Source organism: Erythrobacter sanguineus (assembly GCF_900143235.1).
Classification (GTDB): domain Bacteria; phylum Pseudomonadota; class Alphaproteobacteria; order Sphingomonadales; family Sphingomonadaceae; genus Erythrobacter; species Erythrobacter sanguineus.
The window spans coordinates 1-19402 of the sequence record NZ_FRDF01000018.1; the positions used below are offsets into that span (position 1 = coordinate 1).

Sequence of the window (19402 nt, forward strand, 5' to 3'; positions counted from 1 at the left end):
GAAGCCAGCAGCGGGCGCGGCAGGATGGAGCCGATGGCTCCGCTGGCGGTGACGGGCAGCAGGTAGTTGGCAAGATCGGTGCCGCTGCCGCCGACAAAGTCGTTGCTGGTCAGGCTGGTGCTAACCGACAGGTCGCTGCCGACGTTGGGAGTGGCAAAGGCGCCGGCGGTTTGCGTGACGGTGATGGTCTCGCCTGCAACCAGACCATCAAGAGCATAGTTGCCGCCGGACAGCAGCGCTGCGGTGGTGCCATCATAATCGCGGCTGACGCTCCCGATCAGGGAAGCCAGCAGCGGGCGCGGCAGGATGGAAGCCGGCGCTGTAATAGTCGGGGTGAATTGGTAGCCAAACACAGGTTTTCCCGAAGTATCGGTGAAGCTGGCCGCGATGCCGGCAAGAGTGGCTTGCGACGCAGAGATGCCCGATACATCGGCTAGAATCGAGGCAATGCTGGCATCGTTTTTGATGTCACCATTGACCAGTCCGACAAAATTCAAACTGATCTGTGTGGTTGGAAAGTCCCGGGTCCCGTCATAGGATTTGCTAAGGTTGCCCACCATCTGCGGCGTAAGCACCGGGGCAAAGCTGTAACCCAGGCCATTGGCACCGATCGGCCGATCAGGGGGCGGAGCCTCGCCGCGGACCTGTGCTTCACTAATGCCATAAAATCGCCAGTCGTGCTGAAGCGCACCGGTTATGTCAGGCGTGTTGCCTGCAAATGGATTGGGGTTGCCGCTCCAGACAAACCATTCGCCGGATGCAAGCGCATCGGTTCTTGGCGACAGGTTCGTGAACCCGCCAAAGCCGAGCAGTTGAATAACGTCCGATGCGGCCAGCATGGCGTCAGTACCCAGTGTTATTCGCCCTTGGGCTGTCGCAAAGATGCCATTGAGCAGTTGGCTCGTGCCGATCTCTCCAGCAAAGGTTAGATCGCCGCCCACTTTGACATCGAAATCGCCGATTCCGTCGCTGAAACTATTGATCGTTCCTGCGATCGTGCCTGGGCCGGCAAATGCTAGCTCGGCTGATTGCTGGACAACGATTGGATTGGAAAGAGTGATCGGAGAAAGGTCGGTAAACTCTAGTGAACCGGCGTCAAAATCGATGGTTCCTGTTCCGATGCTGGCGGCTCCCGGAGCAAGAAGCCTTCCGCTTGCGATTCTAAGATCGCCAAGAGCCGAATTGTTTCCAGTCAAAGTCAGGCTGCCGGGGCCGAATTTTGACAACAAGGTTGCGGAAATGGGGCCAGACATTACGCCAGCGCCCAGCACATCAATCTCGATTTCGTTAGCGCTGAGGGCATTAACGTCAAGATCGTTGGATCGCAACCCGGCAAAGGTCAGCGCGGAATCGCCAAGCAGGCCGGTAACTGTCAGACTGCCTTGCGCATCCAGAATGATTTGCGAGCCAGCACTTTCTGGCGCGGTTAGGATGTCGCCTTGAATCAGAATATCACCGAGAGCGCGTATTTCTCGCGATCCCGTCAAAAGCACGTCACCGAAGATGTTGATCAAGCTGGCATCGATGATGTTGCCGCCCAGCCTGATTGTTCCGCCAACCCCGTCCTGATTGACATCAGCAGCCAAGCCAATCGCCACAGGACCGGAAAAAGCCTGATCGCCTTCAATGCGTATGTTTTTGTCAGCGGTGACAAATATCTGGCGCGCGGGACCGGTTAGCGGAAAGCTCAGCGATGACGGCGTTGCAATGTTTACATTTCCGATGGAAAAATTGGCACTGTTGGCACTGGTGAAATCTTTCGCATTTATAGAAAAATTGGTTCCCCCATTCAAAATATTATCGATGCTCTGGCCTGAAATTTGCGATATCGGGTCGGCTTGGGTGAATATTGAGGATGTTTGCGATATTTGAGAAAGGACGTCTGTTTTGCTCTGAAAGCTTTGATGAAATAATTCGAATGAATCATTAATAGTGCGGCCTTTTAAGCCGCCTGTTACAGAGCGATCTGGAACGTCTAACCCATCATAATTTAAGATTACATCGCCGCTTTCCCTGATCCTGATCTCAAACGTGTTTCCTGTTCCAACGTTGGGAAATGCGGGTACGTTGCGCCACTGCAGCACAAACTCTTGCTGGCCGTCGGGTAAATTGAACGTACCAAAGAGAGGCCTCCCGCTTGGGATCGAGACGGTGTTGCTGCCCGGCTCTCTGTCAATGCCGAGATCTGTCCAAAGGCCCAAAATCGCCGGGGGAATATTACCCGTCTCTAACGGGGGCCCCTCGCAACAAAGCGGGTTTCCATTAAGGCTCTCAAAAGCTGCCAGCCCAGCATAGGAAACTTCAACAGAATCATAGGTTTCACCGAAATACAGGAAGTTGAAACCTATCGGTACGGCTTCGGCGATTTCGAGGTCACCCACATCGAGGCTCTGCAAAACCGCCGGATCGTAAAATGGCAAGTTTGCCGACGACTGCCAAGCCAGTACGTTGGGCGTTGCCTGGGTCAGCTGCCCAACCACGTCGATCGAGGCTGCGGTAAGCTCTACGATCCCTGGTGTTGACAGCGGGCTGCCACCAGCCGCCTGCAGATCTGCCCCTTCGATATCTAGGTAGAAACCGCCAAGTGCGATCTCACCACCATCTCCCTGAGAACCAGCGCCGTTCGCCCTGACCTGTCCGCCAATCTTGGCTGCAAGTCCCAAGCTATCATTTGCGTCGACGAGAATAAAACCACCTGCCCCAAGTTCGGTAGCACTGGCGGTAAGCAGGCTTCCTTGCCTGATTGCCACGCTCGCTAGTGATCCGTTAGCCAGGATGTCTCGCTGCGGGATCGATAGATTTGTAAACTCAGGATTGAATGAAACTTCTTCTGACCCGGGCGCAAAAAGATCGAAACCCGTCCCCGCAGCTGGGGCAGCCGTCAGGGTAATCTCGCCCCCGCCAGCCTTGCCATCGGCATTCAGTCTGGCATCGGGCTCGATGGTCACCAGGGCGCCACGTGCGGTGATGACACCGCCAACTTCGTCTGCTTGTGTTCCCTCTACCGTGACAGTGCCTTTGATGGTGAGCGCACCATTCGGGCTGGAATCAAGCGTAATGTCGCCGTTTGCCGATCCAACGCTTTTTGCTTCGATCAAGCCTTCTACATTGATGACGCTGCTGATGGCTCCCAGCGCCGATGCCATGCTCAGCGCTACCAAACCACCGTTCGCTGTGATCGTGCCGGTATTGGCGATGTCGCGGAAAGTGGCGGGAATGGAGGAGTTATTGCTCAATTCGTAGGAAATGAGCCGACCTTCGTCGAAGGAAACGCTCAGATTGTCGACCGATGCCAGCAAAACCGTCCCGCGGTGTGCCCCTATTTGGCCGGTGTTCTGAATTTTGGCGGCATTGAGGATCGTGTAGCCAAGGCTATTCGTGATGATGCCTTGATTGATGATAGATGCGGATGAGCTACCATTCCCGATAAAGAACTGCTCGGTATCGGCCATGAAATCAGTATGCGAAATGTTCCCGGTCGATGCGAGAAATCCGGCTGTGGTTACGCGTCCGGTAGGCGATATGAAGACCCCGTTCGGATTGAGTATCCACACCTGCCCATTGGCCTCGATCAGGCCATCGATCACGGAACCACTATTGCCTGTGACCCGGTTCAGCGTGATCGCCGTGGCATCCGGCTGATCAAAACGCAAAGTATGATCTTGCGGAACATTCAGGCTGGACCAGTCAAGAAATGCCCTGTTTGTGGTTTGGGTTACAGTGCGTACTGTGCCGGTTGTATCGACAGCGAAGGTTGCGCTGCCGGCAATCACATTCGGTGGCTGATCCGGCACGGCGGGCTGCACACTATTTTGTGCTGTCGCTACAGAGCTTACGCTGGCTGAAACCAGTAGCAAGAGGCGCGCAAGTTTCATTGTTGTTTTTCCAAATGCGATCGCGGAATGGCCTGAATCATCAAAAAACCGATACGAAGCTGATGTTTACCCGTGCCGGGCGGCTTTCTCCGCCGGGCAGTTTGCGGCCTTCAGCGGCAAATTGCAGATCAAGGAAAAGCCGGTCGACAAGGAGGGCTTTCAACCCGATGCCGTACGATATGATGCTTTGCTGTTCGGCCGGGACGTCTTGAGCAGGCAGCAGTTTTGCTCGTGCTGCATCCGTAAAACCATAAGCCTGGACATTGCTAATCGCACCCGGCGCCTGGACTGCTGGCAGATCGAAACGCAGCTCCCCCAGAAAGCCCACGCCGCGATCGCCGGTCAGCGCGGACGGCGCATAGCCGCGGCCCAGAAACTGGCCGCCAAACGCAAGCTGTTCTCCTGCCAGCAGTCGATCATCGGTCCACTGACCAACCACGCGCGTTAAGAAGGATGCGTTGGTACTGAGCGGAAACACATGATCGAGTTGCCAACTCACCTTGCTGAAATTGGGTTCAAACCCCGGAACGGAAGGGTTGGGGGCACTTTCATCCAAGGCACCAAAGGCTGATAGCCCGGCTGTTACAAACACTTGTGCATTTGTTTGCCCCAAAGGGGACTGGTGCCTTGCGCGCAGACCTATCTGGCTGCTGGCAATCTTGTCCCGGGTGATTTCGGCATCCAGAGCGGTCACTCTGGTGCGGGCATAGAGCAGCGCCGTTTCAAGATAGAGCGTGCTTGAACGGGAGCGGTGAAGTGGTGTGCGCAGTCTGGCTTCGAGCGAATAGGACTTACTGGAAACATCAAGCTCTGCGGCTTCGCCTCCCGGTTTTGCCTGCGCCGCCAACCCACCAAGATAAAGGACAGCCCCCTTGAAACCGATAGGGACTGCATAGCGCGCGCTGACCGCCTGCAATTCTTCCAGGTCTCGTCCCGCAAGACTGACCGAAAGGTCGATCGATCCCGGCCGGCTCAGCGGTGAATTGAGGGTATAGCCCAGCGAGTAGATGGCCGGACCGATAGCGTTCGAGCCGGTATTGCTGGCGCTGGCGAAGCCCTGATTTGGCACCCTGCTTGTCGATACAAGCATATTGGCCGCACCGATTTCGTTTCCGGGACGCAAAAGTGTTTTCGCGGCAATCCCAGGCGTATCATTCAGAATTAATAGCTTGCCATCAAGCTCGCGGATATTCAGCGGGCGCTGGTCGCGCAAATCCGCAAGCGCGCCCTGCGCCAGTTTACCGCCAACGCTGGTTTCATCTTCCAGCAAGATATCGTCGATGTAACCTTCGACGACTTCGATCGTGACAATACCATCTTCGATCGTTTGCGGCGGGATGATGACGCGGGTCAGCAGAAAGCCCTGATTGGTATACATCGCCTGCAGGCGGTCGGCCTGTTCGCGTAGGCTTTCCAGCCGGATTCGTTGCCCTTCCAGTGGTGCAAAAAGCGTGGCCACCTGTTCCTCAGAGAAATAGGTCACGCCATTGACCTGTACCCGTGAGACCAGAAAATCGAGGACGGACACGTCCTTTGGGACAACTGATTTTTCCGGATTGCGGATCGTGAGATCAAAGTCTTCCTGCGCCGGCAATTCGGGCGGGCTTAACCGCAATCTGGAAATGTCGGCTTCCGATGGCACAACGACCGATTGTGCCATTGCTTGTCCTTGAACCAGCCAGCACAATGGCGCGAACAGCAGCAAGCGGTTCTTCGTGATCGTCGGGGAACCTATCATTTTGCGCCCATCTTGATGCGCGCCGATACTTCGCCGTCCTTCAGCCTTTGGTGGTGATAGCTGATGAGCGGGTCGTCGGGATATTTCTGGTGGAGTTCGGCAAACCGCGGGCGAGCGGATTCGTCGTGCTGTTCAAGCAGCGCAAAGGCCTCACGATAGGCTTCTTCGGCATCCTCATCGTGCTCGGCTGGCAGCGGGGTGTACAACGTCGTGTATTCGGCTTTGCCCTTCAGGGCGAAATGGCCGATCGTGCGGAAGGCCTGATTGGGGGCCTGATCGACCACTGACTGGGTGCAGCATATCCGGGTGCCGAAGTATTTGTTGATCCCTTCGGTACGCGCGGCGGTGTTGACCGTATCCCCTAGCGCGGTGAAATCCATCCGCTGCGAAGAACCGAAATTGCCGACAACTGCCGGACCTGCATGAACGCCGATGCGCGTGACACCGATCGGTATGCCCCGGGCGTTGCATTCCTCGCGGTATCGTTCCGCATAGGCATCAAGTTCCAGAGCGGACCGGACTGCTGCGGCAGCGTGATCAGGCTGGTCAAGCGGGGCGTTGAAGATCGCCATGATCGCATCGCCGATGAACTTGTCGATGGTTCCACCTTGGCGAAGGATGATCTCGCACGCACCGTCGAGATAGCTGTTGAGGACGTCCGACAGATCCTCTGGCGTAAGCAGTTCGGACATTGTCGTGAAGTCGGCAACATCGGTGAAGAGAAAGGTGGCCAGGCGCTTTTCGCCGCTAATCGCCGCCGCGTTCGGGTCTGCGGCAATGCGGTCCACCACGGCCGGCGAAACGTAGCGCGAGAAGGTGGATTGAATGAATTGCCTTTGCATCCGCTCCCCACGGCCGATCACAAGATCCATCATCCAGACCGAAAGCAGCATAGCGATGGATGGCATGAGGATCGGAAGCATGCCGATGCCGTAACCATACCCGGCAATGGCGATGACCCAGTAACCGGCAAGCGAGATCAGGGACAATGCGACATTAAACAAAAGCCCCTTGCGAAGCTGGCTGATCAGCACACCCAAGGCCGTGAAGGCGGCAACCAGCAGCAACGTCAGCAGCGGTGGGGATACAGGTTCGGGTGCGCCCGATACCAGACTGTCGATGGCATGGGCCTGGATCAGCACTCCCGGCATCAGCCCGCGGTCGCCATCGTCAATGATCGAAAGGGGGGTGGGGTGTCGGTCGGTCATCGAAAGCACGGCACCGATCAGCACAACCTTGCCGGCAAACATCTCGGGTGGCAGATAGGAGACGTAATTGGCCGAAATGACCGGGATCGGTTCGGCTCCATCTGAGGGTAACGGGCGCCAGGCAATCTCGCGGGTGCGGCGAGGCAGGGGCGCATCCAGATAGCTCGCCATGACGGCAGCAAAACTTGGCGGATGGTCATCATCATAGATGATCTTCCCGTCGGCCACAAAACCGCCGGGATTGATCCGTCGGACCAGGCCATCAAATGGGTCAGACAACAGCCTGCTTTCCATCCGCATGTCCGCGGGGATGAAGGACCGCATGTAGTCAAGCTGCGGCTCCGTCACGAAGGCGCTGTCAGAGGTGAAGCTGAAATGAAGTGGGGTCCTGGCCGCCCGGATTGCGGAATAAAGCTGATCATCCTTTGCCGAATCGCTGGCCTGGTCGATCAGAACGTCAACGCCAATTGCTTTGGCCCCGGCTGTATCGATCCGCGTTATGAGATTGGCGATGAATTCGCGATCAATCGGCGAGCGATAGGCGAACTGCGAAACAGTCTCCTCGTCAAGCGCGATGACAATGATCTGATCCGACGGGGATTGCGGCACCGCCAGCGCAGCAACGCGAATGTCTGCAAGTTTCTTTTCAAGGTTTTGCAGCGGAGCAAACAATTGCACCGAGACGATGGCCAGCAGCGCAGAAAGCGCGGCGACAACCGTAATCCACACGCCTGATCGGGTCGGACCGTTCATCCACAGCGCTGACAAAGAAGGAAACAGCTTCATTCACCACTTTCCGAAGTTTCGTCTGTTGGAAGAAGGGCGAGCATGGCGTCTGCTTGCTGGATGCAGCCCTTTTCGATCATCCATGCGGCAAGTATGGCCGGTTCCGTCACGGCCGCGGGGATCAGGTGCAAACGGATGCTGTATTCGCGCTCATCATCCTTGACGATGAAGGCCTTCGTTCCGTCGATATCGCTGACCCGGGTGATCGACACGATGTCTTGCCCCGTTTCGAAGCGGAACTGCGTGTTCCACGAGCGATCGAGCGGGGACAGGGTGAAATCTTCGGTGACCACCGTTGTCGGCCGCCACCACCCGATCGGCGCCCCTTCGATCAGGCAGCGTTCGCCCGGTCGGGTGATGTCGATCAGCCAGGGTGATGGCACGGGCGCGGCATTGGACCCCGACCGGACCGCCCCAACCCGGTTGGCCCGATCATTACGGGTCGCGACAAGTGCCGCCAGCGCTCGGCCAGCGCCCCGGCTTGGCGCCGCCTTTGATCTTACCGGCCCATCGTAAGGGCCGCGCAGGCTGATCACCGTGCCATCATTGCGCACGACGACCAGCTTTCCCCCTGCCGGCAGCTTTACCGGACGCCCTTCTTCAAGCCGCGACCCAACTTTCAGATCAATCCCTCGGACCTCGACAACTACCGCCGTCTGGGCGGCGACTGGAGCGGCAAGCAGCAGGGTGATGATCGAGATCAATAACGTGCGCATCACGACACCGCTTCGTTCACAAAGACGGTTTCCGTGCCACTTCCGACGAATGAAAATGCGCCCCAGAAGAAGGGATGCGCGGTATCGGCATTGTCGATTGCCAAACCTTGGGCGCGTTGCAGCGCGGTATCGGTGGCAAGCATGCGATCGGCACCGATGGCGCTGAACATATCGCGCATGAGCGAAGCGGTCGCGGCTGAAGGAACCTGCCAGTGAGTAACGAGCAGGCTGCGTGCGCCTGCGACGAAAAAGCTTTCTGCAAGACCGGAAAGCGCATCACCCTTCTGGACGGTTGAATTGCTGCCGGTCGCGGTATTGCAAGCGGAGAGGACCACCAGGTTGGCCGAGATCTGGAGAGCCGCCACTTCGCTGGCGTCGAGAAAGCCATCTGTAGCCCTTGATGAAGCAATCTCGGACGGACGAGCCAGCGCGATACCCGGTTCGCGCTGACACGCGACCTCACCGGGCATTACAGCGTGGGTTGCCACATAGATCAGATTGTACTGGTTGAGTGAACCGTTGCGGAAAACCTCTTCCTTCGCCGATCTGTCGGAAAACAGATCGGCACCGTCAACGCGCAAGGATGCGATAACGGACCGCACCTCATCGATTGTATCGGGCAGTTGCTCGAGGCTGTCAAAACGGCTGTGCAGCGCAATTCCTTCCGGATTGCAGCTTGGCGCAGCGTCGGCGGGCAGGGCCGGGGCCGGCCCTGAAAATCTTGGGTTGGCAATGCCGAGGAACGGTTTGCCAGGCGCCTTTGCGGGCCTTGTGGACCGCAGGTTCACGAAGCTGACGACTGACGGCGCGTGGGTGATCGCCATCCGCTTCACCAGCCATGGGGCATCACGATAATCATCACTTGTCGGAAAACCAGTCAACAGCGTCCCGAAGGGAAGTGTGCTCAATGGCCCATTGGGCACTACGATAAGTCGCTTAACCCGCGAAAGAGGTTCGCTGACGGCTCCGAAGAGCGTCTGGTACAGCAAATGGGAGTCTTCGAGATTGAACTCGTTTACCGAACCGCCTTCAATTTCCAGCCCTTTGCGCAAACCACGCACAATTCGGGACAGGTCTTCCTCCCCCGCTGCGATCGGTGTGATGTAGATCCGGTCGCGCATGACGAGTTGCAGGAAGGAGGCGTCCCGCCCAATCAGAAAACTGGCTAGCGCTTCGTCATGCTTCAGCGCACTGCGCAGAAGGTTCAGATCCGGCGCGTGGCTTTCGCCAAAGCGCTGATACTCGGGATGATTTTTCTTCAGAAGGTCGCGCAGTCTGGCAGATTGTATCGTTTGGTCTTCAAGCCTTTTTGTCAACAATTCGAACAGCTTGTCATCGCGTTCAGCGGCCGGCTTTTCGCGTTCTATGGCAACTTTGCCTTGCAACTCGGACTGCGCCAGTATGCTCTGCTTCAGATTGCTCACCAGTTTGGCTAGCTGGGGATCCGCATCGGCCATCTGCAAAGAAGCCAGATCGATTACCTCATCACGGCCTGGAACGAATGCGATCTGGAATGCATCGTAAAGCTCGGTCATCAAGCCCAGCTTGTCATCCTCGGACGACATCGCCTCGGCTTCCGCCAAAACAGCCTTGGCAAAAGGGATCAGTTCGTCGACCCGCACCGCAACCGACCCGCGCGGCAGTTCCTTGGCTATTTTGATGGCCTGGCGAAAGCTGATTATCGCGTTCGCGTTCATCTCTTCGCGTTGATAGGCGCGCCCCTTCGCGAGCAACAAGCGCACCATCCCGGCGCCATCACCCTGAAGCGACCTGCGCAGTGAAATGGCTTTCTCGAAAAACGCTTCTGCAGCAGATGCCCGCCCTATCGCAGACGATGCCTCACCCAGAACCCCAAGGATTTCGGAGCGCCAGATTGGCGGCTTCACCCGAGACGAATTGAGCACAAAGAGCGCTTCACTGACCTTCGCATAGGCAGAAACCGGATCGTTCACCTTCAGCAGGATCGCTGCCTCTCTGGCGAGAGAGAGCGCCAGTTCCGGCTGCGCATCTGTGGCTTGAATTTCGTCAGCCTGGAAAAGCGAAAGCAGAGCCTGTTGATCGTCGCTACCAGTTATCTGCCGCCACTTGTCCGTGGCATTTTTTGCGAATTCGCTGGCAACGACATGATCGCCTTGCAGTGCTGCGATACTTGCCTGATAGCCAGCGAGCCGAGCCCGATCTTCTGCGCGCGGCGATTGATCGATGAGCGGTCCGGCGCGGCGGATGATTGCTTGCGATGCCTCGAAATCTTCCTGGTAGGCGAGCACCATGGCAAGATCGAGCAGCAGCGCGGTGGTCGTGAAGTCTGCGTCGCCAAACAGCCGCGTCTGCACTTCCAGTGCCGCATCAAGCTGTTCCTGCGCCGTTGCAAAATCCAGTTTCACGCTGGCTTTGCGGGCGGCAGACCATGAATCCTTGATGCGGCGGCGATCTGCGACCGACGCAAGTGGCACGGGAGTGGGCCACAGGCCGGCAACAAGACTTGCGGCGTCCTGCCTGGAAACTGAGGACACATCGGCCCCGATAACATGCGCAAGATAAGGGAATGCCGCAGGCATACCATACGCGACTTGCAGACCTGCCGCATCATAACTGATCAGCGCAATCATGGGCCAGCTGTCGTCGACCGAACGACACTTAAGCGCACGAAGCTGCAGGCCGCCCCACGACAAATCTACCGCGTCACCGCAAATACTCCTCTGATTGGCAAGGAGAAACTCTGTGACTTGATCCACAGGCAGCGGATCATGGCTGCGCTGGGCCGCGGATTGCGACTGGTCCGAAACCCGAACCATGAGACCCGCGCGCTCGTTTGCGCACAGAATGCCTGACTGAACAGCATCGCCCATCCACCCGGGCGAGGGTTCTTCGCGGTCAAGGCGGCAGGAAGCTCCACTAAGATCAAGAGGGCCCTGAGTCGCACCACTGCTGCGGACAGGCGCACGAGCAACTAACTCAGGCCTAACAGGGTCGACATCAACAATATTTTGAGCATAAACTTCAGAAGTTGCCGTTAATAATGTTAGCAGAATGTAAGCACAAGTATTGACTTGCAAGACTGCCCCCTATGACATGACAATTCAACGTGTGTGCTGGACGATTGCGCATAACAAGAATATAAGAGTTATCACGTATTATTAAAACTCAACGAAAATCACCAATATCCAAAGGATGGGTTAGGTTGTATTAGTTTTATTCTGGTTCATATCCGCAAGATCTGAAGTGGTTGGCGACATTCGTCGCGCTGGAGGATGTCGATGAGTCTGTCGATCAGGACCCACATCTTCCATGGCTGCGGGTCATGTTCGTCGCGGTCTTTGTCTCGTCGATGAAGACGAGGCGCTCAGGATCGAGATCGAGCTAGTCGTCGAACCAGTGCTGGCGCTACTTCAGGACGTCGGGCCGATCCTGCTCAATCGCATGCCCGGTCATTTTTTGCGCGTGATCCCGCGCCGCGCGAAGGAGCAATATACGGTGCCGACCAGGGCATCATGCTCGGTCAATAGCACCTGGCTCTCGATCAAGGTGATGTCGCCTTGCTCGGCAAGCAGCTGGAGCGGGTCGGTGACTATGCCACCAATATCGCCGGTGATGTTTCCTACATGCTTACCGGCCAGTAGGCGCAAGGATCGCGGGGAAGCGCGTTATACCAGCGCGCCAGGATGCTGACGCATCACGCGCTGGAAATGCTCAAGCCCCGCACGGGCTTAACCAATGCTCGATGAGTCAACCTCATCGAGCATTGGCATTAATAGTTCCATTGCGCCTGAACCCGTACGATCTGGCCTTCCGCCCGACCAAAGCGGCGTTCGTCGGCTTCCTTGCGAGAGGCCCAGCCATAGGTCGCCGTAAGTTCGAGCGCGGAGTTCACCAGCACTTCAATGCCCAGCTCCAGCTCCTCGGTTTCCAGCCGCGGTGCATTGGTCGCAGCCTTGAACCCGCCGCGGTAATACTGCCAGCGGGCAAAGGGATAGAACGAACCGATCGGCGATTCCTTCACCCGTGCCATCGCCTGCACATAGCCGCCGCGCAGCGGACGTTCCTCGATCCTTCCGGTGGCCGGATCGAATTCGGGCCCGGTGCCCCAGTTCCATTCGCCTTGCAGGCCAAACGGCTGGGGGTAGAGGATCGCATGCAGCCCGACGCGGTTATCGGCAAAGCTGACCGGGCTGACCCCGCCGCTGCGCACTTCGGGGCTGACGCGGTTGCGCATGATCGCGCCGCCCACCTCTAACACCTGACCATCCAGCCCCAGACCATCAAGTTCGAACGGCCAGGTCGCCATGCCGACTGCCATCAGGCCATCATTGGTCTCGGTCCGGTTGATCCCCTGCCCGTTGAACACCCCTGCACCAATGGCGCCATAATTGCCGAACAATTTCTGTCCGTCAGCCAAAAGACGATCCCAGACCCGCTGCACTGGTGCAGGCGTGTAATAGGCAACGATCCCGATATCGCGCTCGCCCGGCAGCGCGCTGTTGATCCCGTCGGTCCGGTCCAGTGCCAGACGATTGGATGATGACTGGAGGTTTTCCCAACCGAACGGCACCTTTGACTGGCCCAGCCGGACCCTGAAGCTCTTGTCGCCGGTAGGGAACACATCCGCATAGGCATCGCGCAATTGCGCAACGCCGCCGCGACGTTCCCCCGCAGACTGATTCGATACGGCGACCGCGAAATCCGGCTGGAAATACAGCGAGACATACTCGTTGAGATCGCCTTGCAGGATCAGACGCACGCGGCGGAAACTGAAATTGTTGTTGTCCCTGACATCGCCATCGCCGATCGTCCGAAGACGCGACACACCAGCGGGCGCCGAGGCATCGCCGGAAACGATCTCGTTCAACCGCAGTTGCGTGTATCCGCGCAGACGGAGTTTTTCATACCACGCCGCGGGTTTGGGCGGGCTGGCCATGGCGACCTGCGGAGCGGTTTGTGGTGCCGGTACCGAGGCCGCTTCGGGCAGGGACGGCGCGCCGAAATCCTGCGCGATAATCGGCGTGTCCGCGGTGGACGGGGTGGTGACAGGGGACGCAGGCGCAGCCGTTACCCGCTGTGCCTGAAGCACTTCGACCATCGCTTTGAGCTCATCAATCTGGCGCTGAAGATCGGCGATTGTGCGGGCCTGATCCGATTCGTCAGATACCACCGGATCGGCGTCCTGCGCCAGCGCCGGGACATTGGCACCCGCCAACAGAGCCAGGGTAAACAGGATGCCGGGAGATCCGCCGGAGATTCGGGACATGACAACTTGCCTTCGCAATTTCCAGGTCCAACACGAACCGGCTCCGATGCGCCACTATGTCCGGTTAGTGTCAGCTGTGTGACAATTGCGACAGGTTGTGGTGCGCGGTCGGGCAGCAATCCAGCGCAGCGCAAGCTGCATCTGCCGGACATTCGCAACGACACCCCGGACTGACGTCAAACTCGACACCGGGGTCAGGAAAACCGCGTCTGGTTCCAATCGCGTCGGCTACTGCCGCTTACCCGCGCGCCACATTCTCCAGCAATTCGGCGGTGATCGGATAGCCTGCATCGGCCATGATCCGCAGCATCGGCTGTTCGCCGCTGGTGTCCACCTGCGGGATGATGGTTCGCACCGGGATCGCTTCGGCCTGGGCGCGGGCTTCTTCGTAGCTGGCGAACAGCGCCAGACGTTCAAGATTGCGGCGGGTGGGGAAGATCAGCTTGATCGCGTCGCGCTCCGCCGCTTCCAGCGCACCCTGGGCGCTGGTCCAGAACAAGTGGGTGTTCTCGGCATGGTCGATCGACACTTCCACTTCGCCGGTGCCCAGATTGGCGAGATAGAAACGCGTGTCATAGACCCGCGGGATCCGCTCGTTCTTGGGGAGCCAGCGGGCAAAAGGCGTGATCTGGCCAAGATCGAGCCGCCAGCCGAATTCTTCCAGCACCGGGGCGAGCGCGCCGGTCCGTTCCAGCATTATCCGCGCAGCAGCGGCGCGGGGCGCATCAATCTCGCCCGCAAGGCCGAGCGCAAGCCCCGTTTCCTCCAGCGTCTCGCGCACGGCGGCGATCTGGTGCGCGGCCTCGTCCGTGGTCAGTCCGTGCGTTGCCGCCACCTGCTCGCCCAGCGCGAAATCGGCCGGGTCGACCCGGCCTCCGGGAAACACCGCCATGCCACCTGCAAAGGCCATGCCCTTCGATCGTATCGTCATCAGCACCTCCGGCGGCCCGCCCGAAGGGGCGTTGCGGAAGATGATGATGGTCGCGGCGGGAATGCCATCGGGCTTTGAATCGCTTGTCATTGCGCCAGAGCATGGCGCGGCGGCAAGCGCTTGCCAAGCGGTTTGGCAGGTTCATGCCGGTTTGCGGGCGACTGTCGGGATGCTTTACACCTGCGCCGGGCGTGGCTGCGACCGGCAGGATGAAAATGGCGTATTTGCGCGGTTTTTCCGATTTGGCACGCGCCATGCATATGAAGCTGCGGTCCCAATGGTCTTCAATTTGAGGCGCGCCCTTCCTGGTAATTCGGGCTGCGCCTCCCCGATACAAGAAACCGCCCCGCACTGGTCCTGCGGGGCGGTTTTCTGTTTCTGCCCAGGCCGCCGAACACCACCGCACGAGCGATGATCTTGCCGGCCGGAAGGCGTGCGGAGAACTAAGCGACCTTGGCGACGCCGCTTTCGTCGAGCAGTTGCTGCAATTCGCCGGCCTCGAACATCTCCATCATGATGTCGCTGCCGCCCACGAACTCGCCCTTGACGTAAAGCTGCGGGATGGTCGGCCAGTCAGAGAAGCTTTTGATCCCCTGCCGGACTTCCATGTCCTGCAGCACGTCCACGCTTTCATAGGCAACCCCGCAATGATCGAGGATCGCGATCGCACGGCTGGAAAAGCCGCATTGCGGGAACAGCGGCGTGCCCTTCATGAACAGCACGACATCATTGGCGGTGACGAGATCGGAAATGCGGGTGTTGGTATCGGACATGGGTAAGGCAGCCCCTGATGCGGTTGATCGGATAGATGCGTTTCAGGTGGGAAGTTTGGTGGTGACTTGCAAGGCGTGCAGTTCACCCCCCATCCGTCCGCCGAATGCGGCATAAACCATCTTGTGCTGTGCCACCCGGTTCTTGCCGACGAATTGCGGCGCGGTGACGGTGGCGGCCCAGTGATCATCATCACCGGCCAGATCGGTCAGTTCCACGCTTGCGCCGGGCAGGGCGGCAAGGATGGCTTCTTCGATGGCGGCAGCACTCATCGGCATGGTGGCAGCTCCCTGACGGCAAATGGCATCAGACTTCGCCGAGCAGCTGGCGGCGGGCCTCGATGGTCATTTCCTCAAGCTTGGCGCGGATATCGGCCTCGGAAATGTCGGTGTTGGCGGCGGTGAGATCGCCCAGCAGCTTGCGGATCACGTCCTCGTCGCCGGCTTCCTCGAAATCGGCCTGCACCACCGCTTTTTTATAGGCGTCGGTTTCCTCGGGCGTGAGCTTCATCAGCACCGCTGCCCATTCGCCCAGCAGCCGATTGCGGCGTGCGGCGATGCGAAAGGCGGTATCCTGGTCGAGCGCGAACTTGGCTTCTTCTGCCCGTTCGCGATCCTTGAAATCGGTCATGTGTTTCCCTCCGGAACGATCAGCGTCCGGAATAGGCTGGGCCGGGCGCGGCTTCAAGCGCGAAGCCGCGCCCCCGATCACAATAATGTGACATTATTCCATCGTGACGACGAGCTTGCCCACCGCCTCGCGGTTTTCGAGCTTTGCTATCGCATCGCCGGCGCGGGCGAGCGGGAAGGTCTCGGACACCAGCGGGTCGATCTTGCCTGCCTTCATCAGGTCGAACAATTCATCGACCTGCGCACGGAACTTGATCGGCTCACGCGCGGTGAAGGCGCCCCAGAACACGCCGCAGATATCGCAGCTTTTGAGCAGGGTGAGGTTCAATGGCATCTTCGCGATCCCGGCGGGGAAACCGACCACCAGAAAGCGGCCCTCCCACGCGATGGCGCGCAGGGCGGGTTCGGAATATTGCCCGCCGACAATGTCGTAGACGATGTTCGCCCCGTCCGGCCCGCAGGCGGTCTTGAAGGCATTGGCGAGCGCCTTTGACGCGTCCTTGTCCATCGCTTCACGCGGGTAGATCACCACCTCATCCGCGCCCGCCTGCCTGGCAACCTCGCCCTTGGCTTCGGAGGAAACCGCGGCAACCACGCGCGCGCCGAAAGCCTTGGCCAGTTCCACCGCCGACAGGCCCACGCCGCCCGCCGCGCCCAGCACCAGCACGGTGTCACCCGCCTTGATATGGCCGCGATCCTTCAGCCCGTGGATGGTGGTGCCATAGGTCATCAGCAAGGAAGCGGCTTTTTCAAACGGCACGCCATCGGGGATCGGGAACATCCGCCCGGCCGGCACCGCGACCTTTTCCGCGAGGCCGCCATTGCCGATCCCGGCCATGACACGGTCGCCAACGGCATAGCCTTCCACGCCTTCGCCAATCGCTTCGATCACCCCGGCAATCTCGCCGCCGGGCGCGTAGGGGCGCTCAGGCTTGAACTGGTAGAGGTCGCGGATCATCAGCGTATCGGGATAGTTGATCGCGCAGGCCTTGACCGCGACGAGGACTTCGCCCTTGCCGGGGGTGGGGGTGTCAACCTCGTCCAGCGTCAGGGTTTCCGGCCCACCGACGGTGTGGGTACGAATGGCTTTCATGTGATCATCTCTCCCGATGAGAATGTGGCTGTATTTATCCGGTCAGACAGACGTGCCGCGCATCAGCCACGGCTGGGCTGCGGTGCGGGTCTTTTCAAAGCCGCCGATGGCGTCGCTGCGGGCCATGGTCAGGCCGACTTCGTCCAGCCCGTTCAGCAGACAATCTCGGCGGAACGGATCGAGGTTGAAGGTGAAGCGATCCTGAAACGGGGTGGTCACGGTCTGGGTTTCAAGATCGACCGTGATCGGCTCGCCCGCCCGTGCAACGTCCAGCAGGCGGTCGATGGCTTCCTGCGGCAGAACCACGGGCAGGATCCCGTTCTTCACCGCGTTGCCCGAGAAAATGTCCGAAAAGCTGGGCGCGATCACCACCCGTATGCCCATGTCATCCAGCGCCCATGCGGCGTGTTCGCGGCTTGATCCGCAGCCGAAATTGTCGCCTGCGATCAGCACGTTCGCCCCGGCATAGGCGGGATCGTCGATCACATTGCCCGGCTCTGCCCGCAGCGCCTCGAACGCGCCTGCGCCCAGACCTTCGCGGCTGATGGTCTTGAGCCATTTTGCGGGAATGATGATGTCGGTATCGACATTCTTGAGGCCGAGCGGAATGGCGCGGCCCTCGACCCGGGTCAGCGGTTGCATGGATGCAGGCTCCTCAGTCGGTTTCTGGCGGCTCGCCCGAGGGGATCGGGCCGGGCTGGGGCGGTTCGTCCGGCTTCTTCTTGGCCGTGAGCTTGCGTCCGGCATAAAGCAGGGCTGCCGCGACAGCCGCCGAACCAATCGCCGCCGCGCCAATGGCGGCGCGATTGCCGGAGGACATCTTTTCGGATTTCTTCTTGTCGGTCATCTGCTTTCCATGCGCTTCCGAAGGGCCGGTTTCAAGCCCGGCGATTACCCAAGTTCGCGCACATCGGCGAGCCGCCCCGCGACTGCGGCGGCTGCCGCCATCGCGGGCGACACGAGGTGCGTGCGCGCGCCCGGGCCTTGGCGTCCGACAAAATTGCGGTTGCTGGTCGAGGCGCAGCGTTCGCCCGGCGGCACCTTGTCCGGGTTCATGCCGAGGCACGCCGAACAGCCCGGTTCGCGCCATTCGAACCCGGCCTCGGTGAAGATCTTGTCGAGCCCTTCGGTCTCGGCCTGATATTTGACCAGTCCCGATCCCGGAACGACAATCGCCCAGCGCACATTGGCGGCCTTGCGGCGGCCTTTCAGGATTGCGGCGGCGGCGCGCAGATCCTCGATCCGGCTGTTGGTGCAAGAGCCGATGAACACGTTCTCGATGGCCACATCGGTCATCGCCATGCCGGGGGTGAGGCCCATGTAATCGAGGCTCTTTTGGGCTGCGACGCGTTTGCTCTCGTCGGCGAAGTCCTGCGGGTCTGGCACGCGCCCGCCAATCGGGACCACATCTTCGGGGCTGGTGCCCCAGGTCACGCTCGGTTCGACATCGGCTGCGTCGATCACCACGCTTTTGGCAAACACCGCGCCCTCATCGCTGTGGAGTGTGCGCCAATAGGCGACCGCCGCGTCCCATTCCGCGCCCGCAGGCGCCATCGGGCGGCCCTTGAGGTAGGCGAAGGTGGTGTCATCGGGCGCGATCAGGCCCGCACGCGCGCCTGCCTCGATGCTCATGTTGCACACCGTCAGGCGTTCCTCGATGGTCATCGCTTCGAACACGGCTCCGCGATATTCGATCACATGGCCGCTGCCGCCCGCCGCGCCGATCCGCCCGATGATGTGGAGGATCAGGTCTTTCGCGCTGATGCCGGGGCCAAGATCGCCTTCGACCCGCACTTCCATCGGCTTCGACTGCTGGAGCAGCAGGGTTTGCGTCGCCAGCACATGTTCGACCTCGCTGGTGCCGATCCCGAAGGCGAGCGCGCCCAGACCGCCGTGGCAGGCCGTGTGCGAATCCCCGCAGACGATGGTGGTGCCGGGCAGCGAGAAGCCCTGTTCGGGGCCGACCACATGGACGATTCCCTGTTCCTTCGCGGTCGCCGGTATGTAGCGGATGCCGAAGGCCGGCGCGTTGTCTTCCAGCGCGGCGAGCTGGGCCGCGCTTTCCGGGTCGGCAATCGGCACCGGCTTGCCGCTCGCGTCGAGGCGCGGCGTGGTCGGCAGGTTGTGATCGGGCACTGCCAGCGTCAGTTCGGGCCGCCGCACCGGACGCCCGGCCAGCCGCAGCGACTCGAACGCCTGCGGGCTGGTCACCTCGTGCACCAGATGCCGGTCGATATAGATCAGCGCCGTGCCGTCATCGCGTGTCTCGACGACATGCGCGTCCCAGATCTTTTCGTAAAGTGTGCGCGGGCGGGTCGCCATGGTGCGTTGTTTCCTTCTTGTCGCCAAGGCGATTAGACGCGCCAGCACCCCTCGCGCAAGATGCGTGCTTGACCCGCGTCAAATTCGT

14 protein-coding genes and 1 pseudogene are annotated in these 19402 nt (G+C 59.7%); all 15 read right to left on the reverse strand.

From position 1 onward, the window contains the following. A partial coding sequence (locus BUA05_RS13630; protein WP_143150320.1) for a two-partner secretion domain-containing protein occupies positions 1-3875 on the reverse strand: 3875 nt, incomplete at its 3' end. 40 nt (positions 3876-3915) lie between these two features. Next, on the reverse strand, positions 3916-5535 hold the full coding sequence (locus BUA05_RS13635) for a ShlB/FhaC/HecB family hemolysin secretion/activation protein (protein WP_158093687.1): 1620 nt from the start codon (positions 5533-5535) through the stop codon (positions 3916-3918). A gap of 74 nt (positions 5536-5609) precedes the next feature. After that, entirely contained in the window at positions 5610-7574 is a 1965-nt protein-coding gene (locus tag BUA05_RS13640; protein ID WP_178139189.1) for an adenylate/guanylate cyclase domain-containing protein, read from the reverse strand. 29 nt (positions 7575-7603) lie between these two features. Continuing rightward, on the reverse strand, positions 7604-8323 hold the full coding sequence (locus tag BUA05_RS13645) for a hypothetical protein (protein WP_072675575.1): 720 nt from the start codon (positions 8321-8323) through the stop codon (positions 7604-7606). After that, positions 8323-11172, reverse strand: coding sequence for a CHAT domain-containing protein (locus BUA05_RS13650; protein ID WP_084662724.1), 2850 nt, complete (start codon positions 11170-11172; stop codon positions 8323-8325). The genes BUA05_RS13645 and BUA05_RS13650 overlap by 1 nt, the downstream gene beginning before the upstream one ends. Positions 11173-11602: 430 nt before the next feature. Next, positions 11603-11778, reverse strand: a pseudogene (locus BUA05_RS13655) (IS630 family transposase); the annotation flags it as partial. 293 nt (positions 11779-12071) lie between these two features. Then, positions 12072-13568, reverse strand: a complete 1497-nt coding sequence (locus BUA05_RS13665) for a porin (protein WP_084662726.1) — start codon at positions 13566-13568, stop codon at positions 12072-12074. A gap of 238 nt (positions 13569-13806) precedes the next feature. Then, entirely contained in the window at positions 13807-14589 is a 783-nt protein-coding gene (locus tag BUA05_RS13670) for an NUDIX hydrolase (protein WP_072675578.1), read from the reverse strand. 353 nt (positions 14590-14942) lie between these two features. Further along, the gene (gene grxD / locus BUA05_RS13675; RefSeq protein ID WP_072675579.1) at positions 14943-15272 is read right to left on the reverse strand and encodes a Grx4 family monothiol glutaredoxin; all 330 of its coding nucleotides are present in this window, start codon (positions 15270-15272) and stop codon (positions 14943-14945) included. Between the two features lie 42 nt (positions 15273-15314). After that, entirely contained in the window at positions 15315-15548 is a 234-nt protein-coding gene (locus tag BUA05_RS13680; protein ID WP_072675580.1) for a BolA family protein, read from the reverse strand. A gap of 28 nt (positions 15549-15576) precedes the next feature. Continuing rightward, positions 15577-15900 carry a DUF1476 domain-containing protein gene (locus tag BUA05_RS13685; RefSeq protein WP_072675581.1) on the reverse strand — a complete coding sequence of 108 codons (324 nt, stop codon included), beginning with the start codon at positions 15898-15900 and terminating at the stop codon, positions 15577-15579. A 93-nt stretch (positions 15901-15993) separates the two neighbouring features. Further along, positions 15994-16992, reverse strand: coding sequence for an NADPH:quinone oxidoreductase family protein (locus tag BUA05_RS13690; RefSeq protein WP_072675582.1), 999 nt, complete (start codon positions 16990-16992; stop codon positions 15994-15996). A gap of 42 nt (positions 16993-17034) precedes the next feature. Then, positions 17035-17634 carry a 3-isopropylmalate dehydratase small subunit gene (gene leuD, locus BUA05_RS13695; protein ID WP_072675583.1) on the reverse strand — a complete coding sequence of 200 codons (600 nt, stop codon included), beginning with the start codon at positions 17632-17634 and terminating at the stop codon, positions 17035-17037. A 13-nt stretch (positions 17635-17647) separates the two neighbouring features. After that, positions 17648-17839: an isopropylmalate isomerase gene (locus tag BUA05_RS13700; protein ID WP_072675584.1), complete on the reverse strand. Its 192-nt coding sequence runs from the start codon at positions 17837-17839 to the stop codon at positions 17648-17650. A 44-nt stretch (positions 17840-17883) separates the two neighbouring features. Further along, complete coding sequence (gene leuC / locus BUA05_RS13705; RefSeq protein WP_072675585.1) at positions 17884-19314, reverse strand: 3-isopropylmalate dehydratase large subunit; 1431 nt, start codon at positions 19312-19314, stop codon at positions 17884-17886. Between the last annotated feature and the right edge of the window lie 88 nt (positions 19315-19402).

What these genes read in the sequence shown, in the direction of transcription:
- BUA05_RS13670 (WP_072675578.1), bottom strand. Translation starts at nt 14,589, where the DNA reads ATGACAAGCGATTCAAAGCCCGATGGCATTCCCGCCGCGACCATCATC.
- BUA05_RS13680 (WP_072675580.1), bottom strand. Translation starts at nt 15,548, where the DNA reads ATGCCGATGAGTGCTGCCGCCATCGAAGAAGCCATCCTTGCCGCCCTG.
- BUA05_RS13700 (WP_072675584.1), bottom strand. Translation starts at nt 17,839, where the DNA reads ATGACCGACAAGAAGAAATCCGAAAAGATGTCCTCCGGCAATCGCGCC.
- BUA05_RS13690 (WP_072675582.1), bottom strand. Translation starts at nt 16,992, where the DNA reads ATGAAAGCCATTCGTACCCACACCGTCGGTGGGCCGGAAACCCTGACG.
- leuC (WP_072675585.1), bottom strand. Translation starts at nt 19,314, where the DNA reads ATGGCGACCCGCCCGCGCACACTTTACGAAAAGATCTGGGACGCGCAT.
- BUA05_RS13665 (WP_084662726.1), bottom strand. Translation starts at nt 13,568, where the DNA reads ATGTCCCGAATCTCCGGCGGATCTCCCGGCATCCTGTTTACCCTGGCT.
- leuD (WP_072675583.1), bottom strand. Translation starts at nt 17,634, where the DNA reads ATGCAACCGCTGACCCGGGTCGAGGGCCGCGCCATTCCGCTCGGCCTC.
- BUA05_RS13640 (WP_178139189.1), bottom strand. Translation starts at nt 7,574, where the DNA reads ATGAACGGTCCGACCCGATCAGGCGTGTGGATTACGGTTGTCGCCGCG.
- BUA05_RS13650 (WP_084662724.1), bottom strand. Translation starts at nt 11,172, where the DNA reads ATGGGCGATGCTGTTCAGTCAGGCATTCTGTGCGCAAACGAGCGCGCG.
- grxD (WP_072675579.1), bottom strand. Translation starts at nt 15,272, where the DNA reads ATGTCCGATACCAACACCCGCATTTCCGATCTCGTCACCGCCAATGAT.
- BUA05_RS13635 (WP_158093687.1), bottom strand. Translation starts at nt 5,535, where the DNA reads ATGGCACAATCGGTCGTTGTGCCATCGGAAGCCGACATTTCCAGATTG.
- BUA05_RS13645 (WP_072675575.1), bottom strand. Translation starts at nt 8,323, where the DNA reads ATGCGCACGTTATTGATCTCGATCATCACCCTGCTGCTTGCCGCTCCA.
- BUA05_RS13685 (WP_072675581.1), bottom strand. Translation starts at nt 15,900, where the DNA reads ATGACCGATTTCAAGGATCGCGAACGGGCAGAAGAAGCCAAGTTCGCG.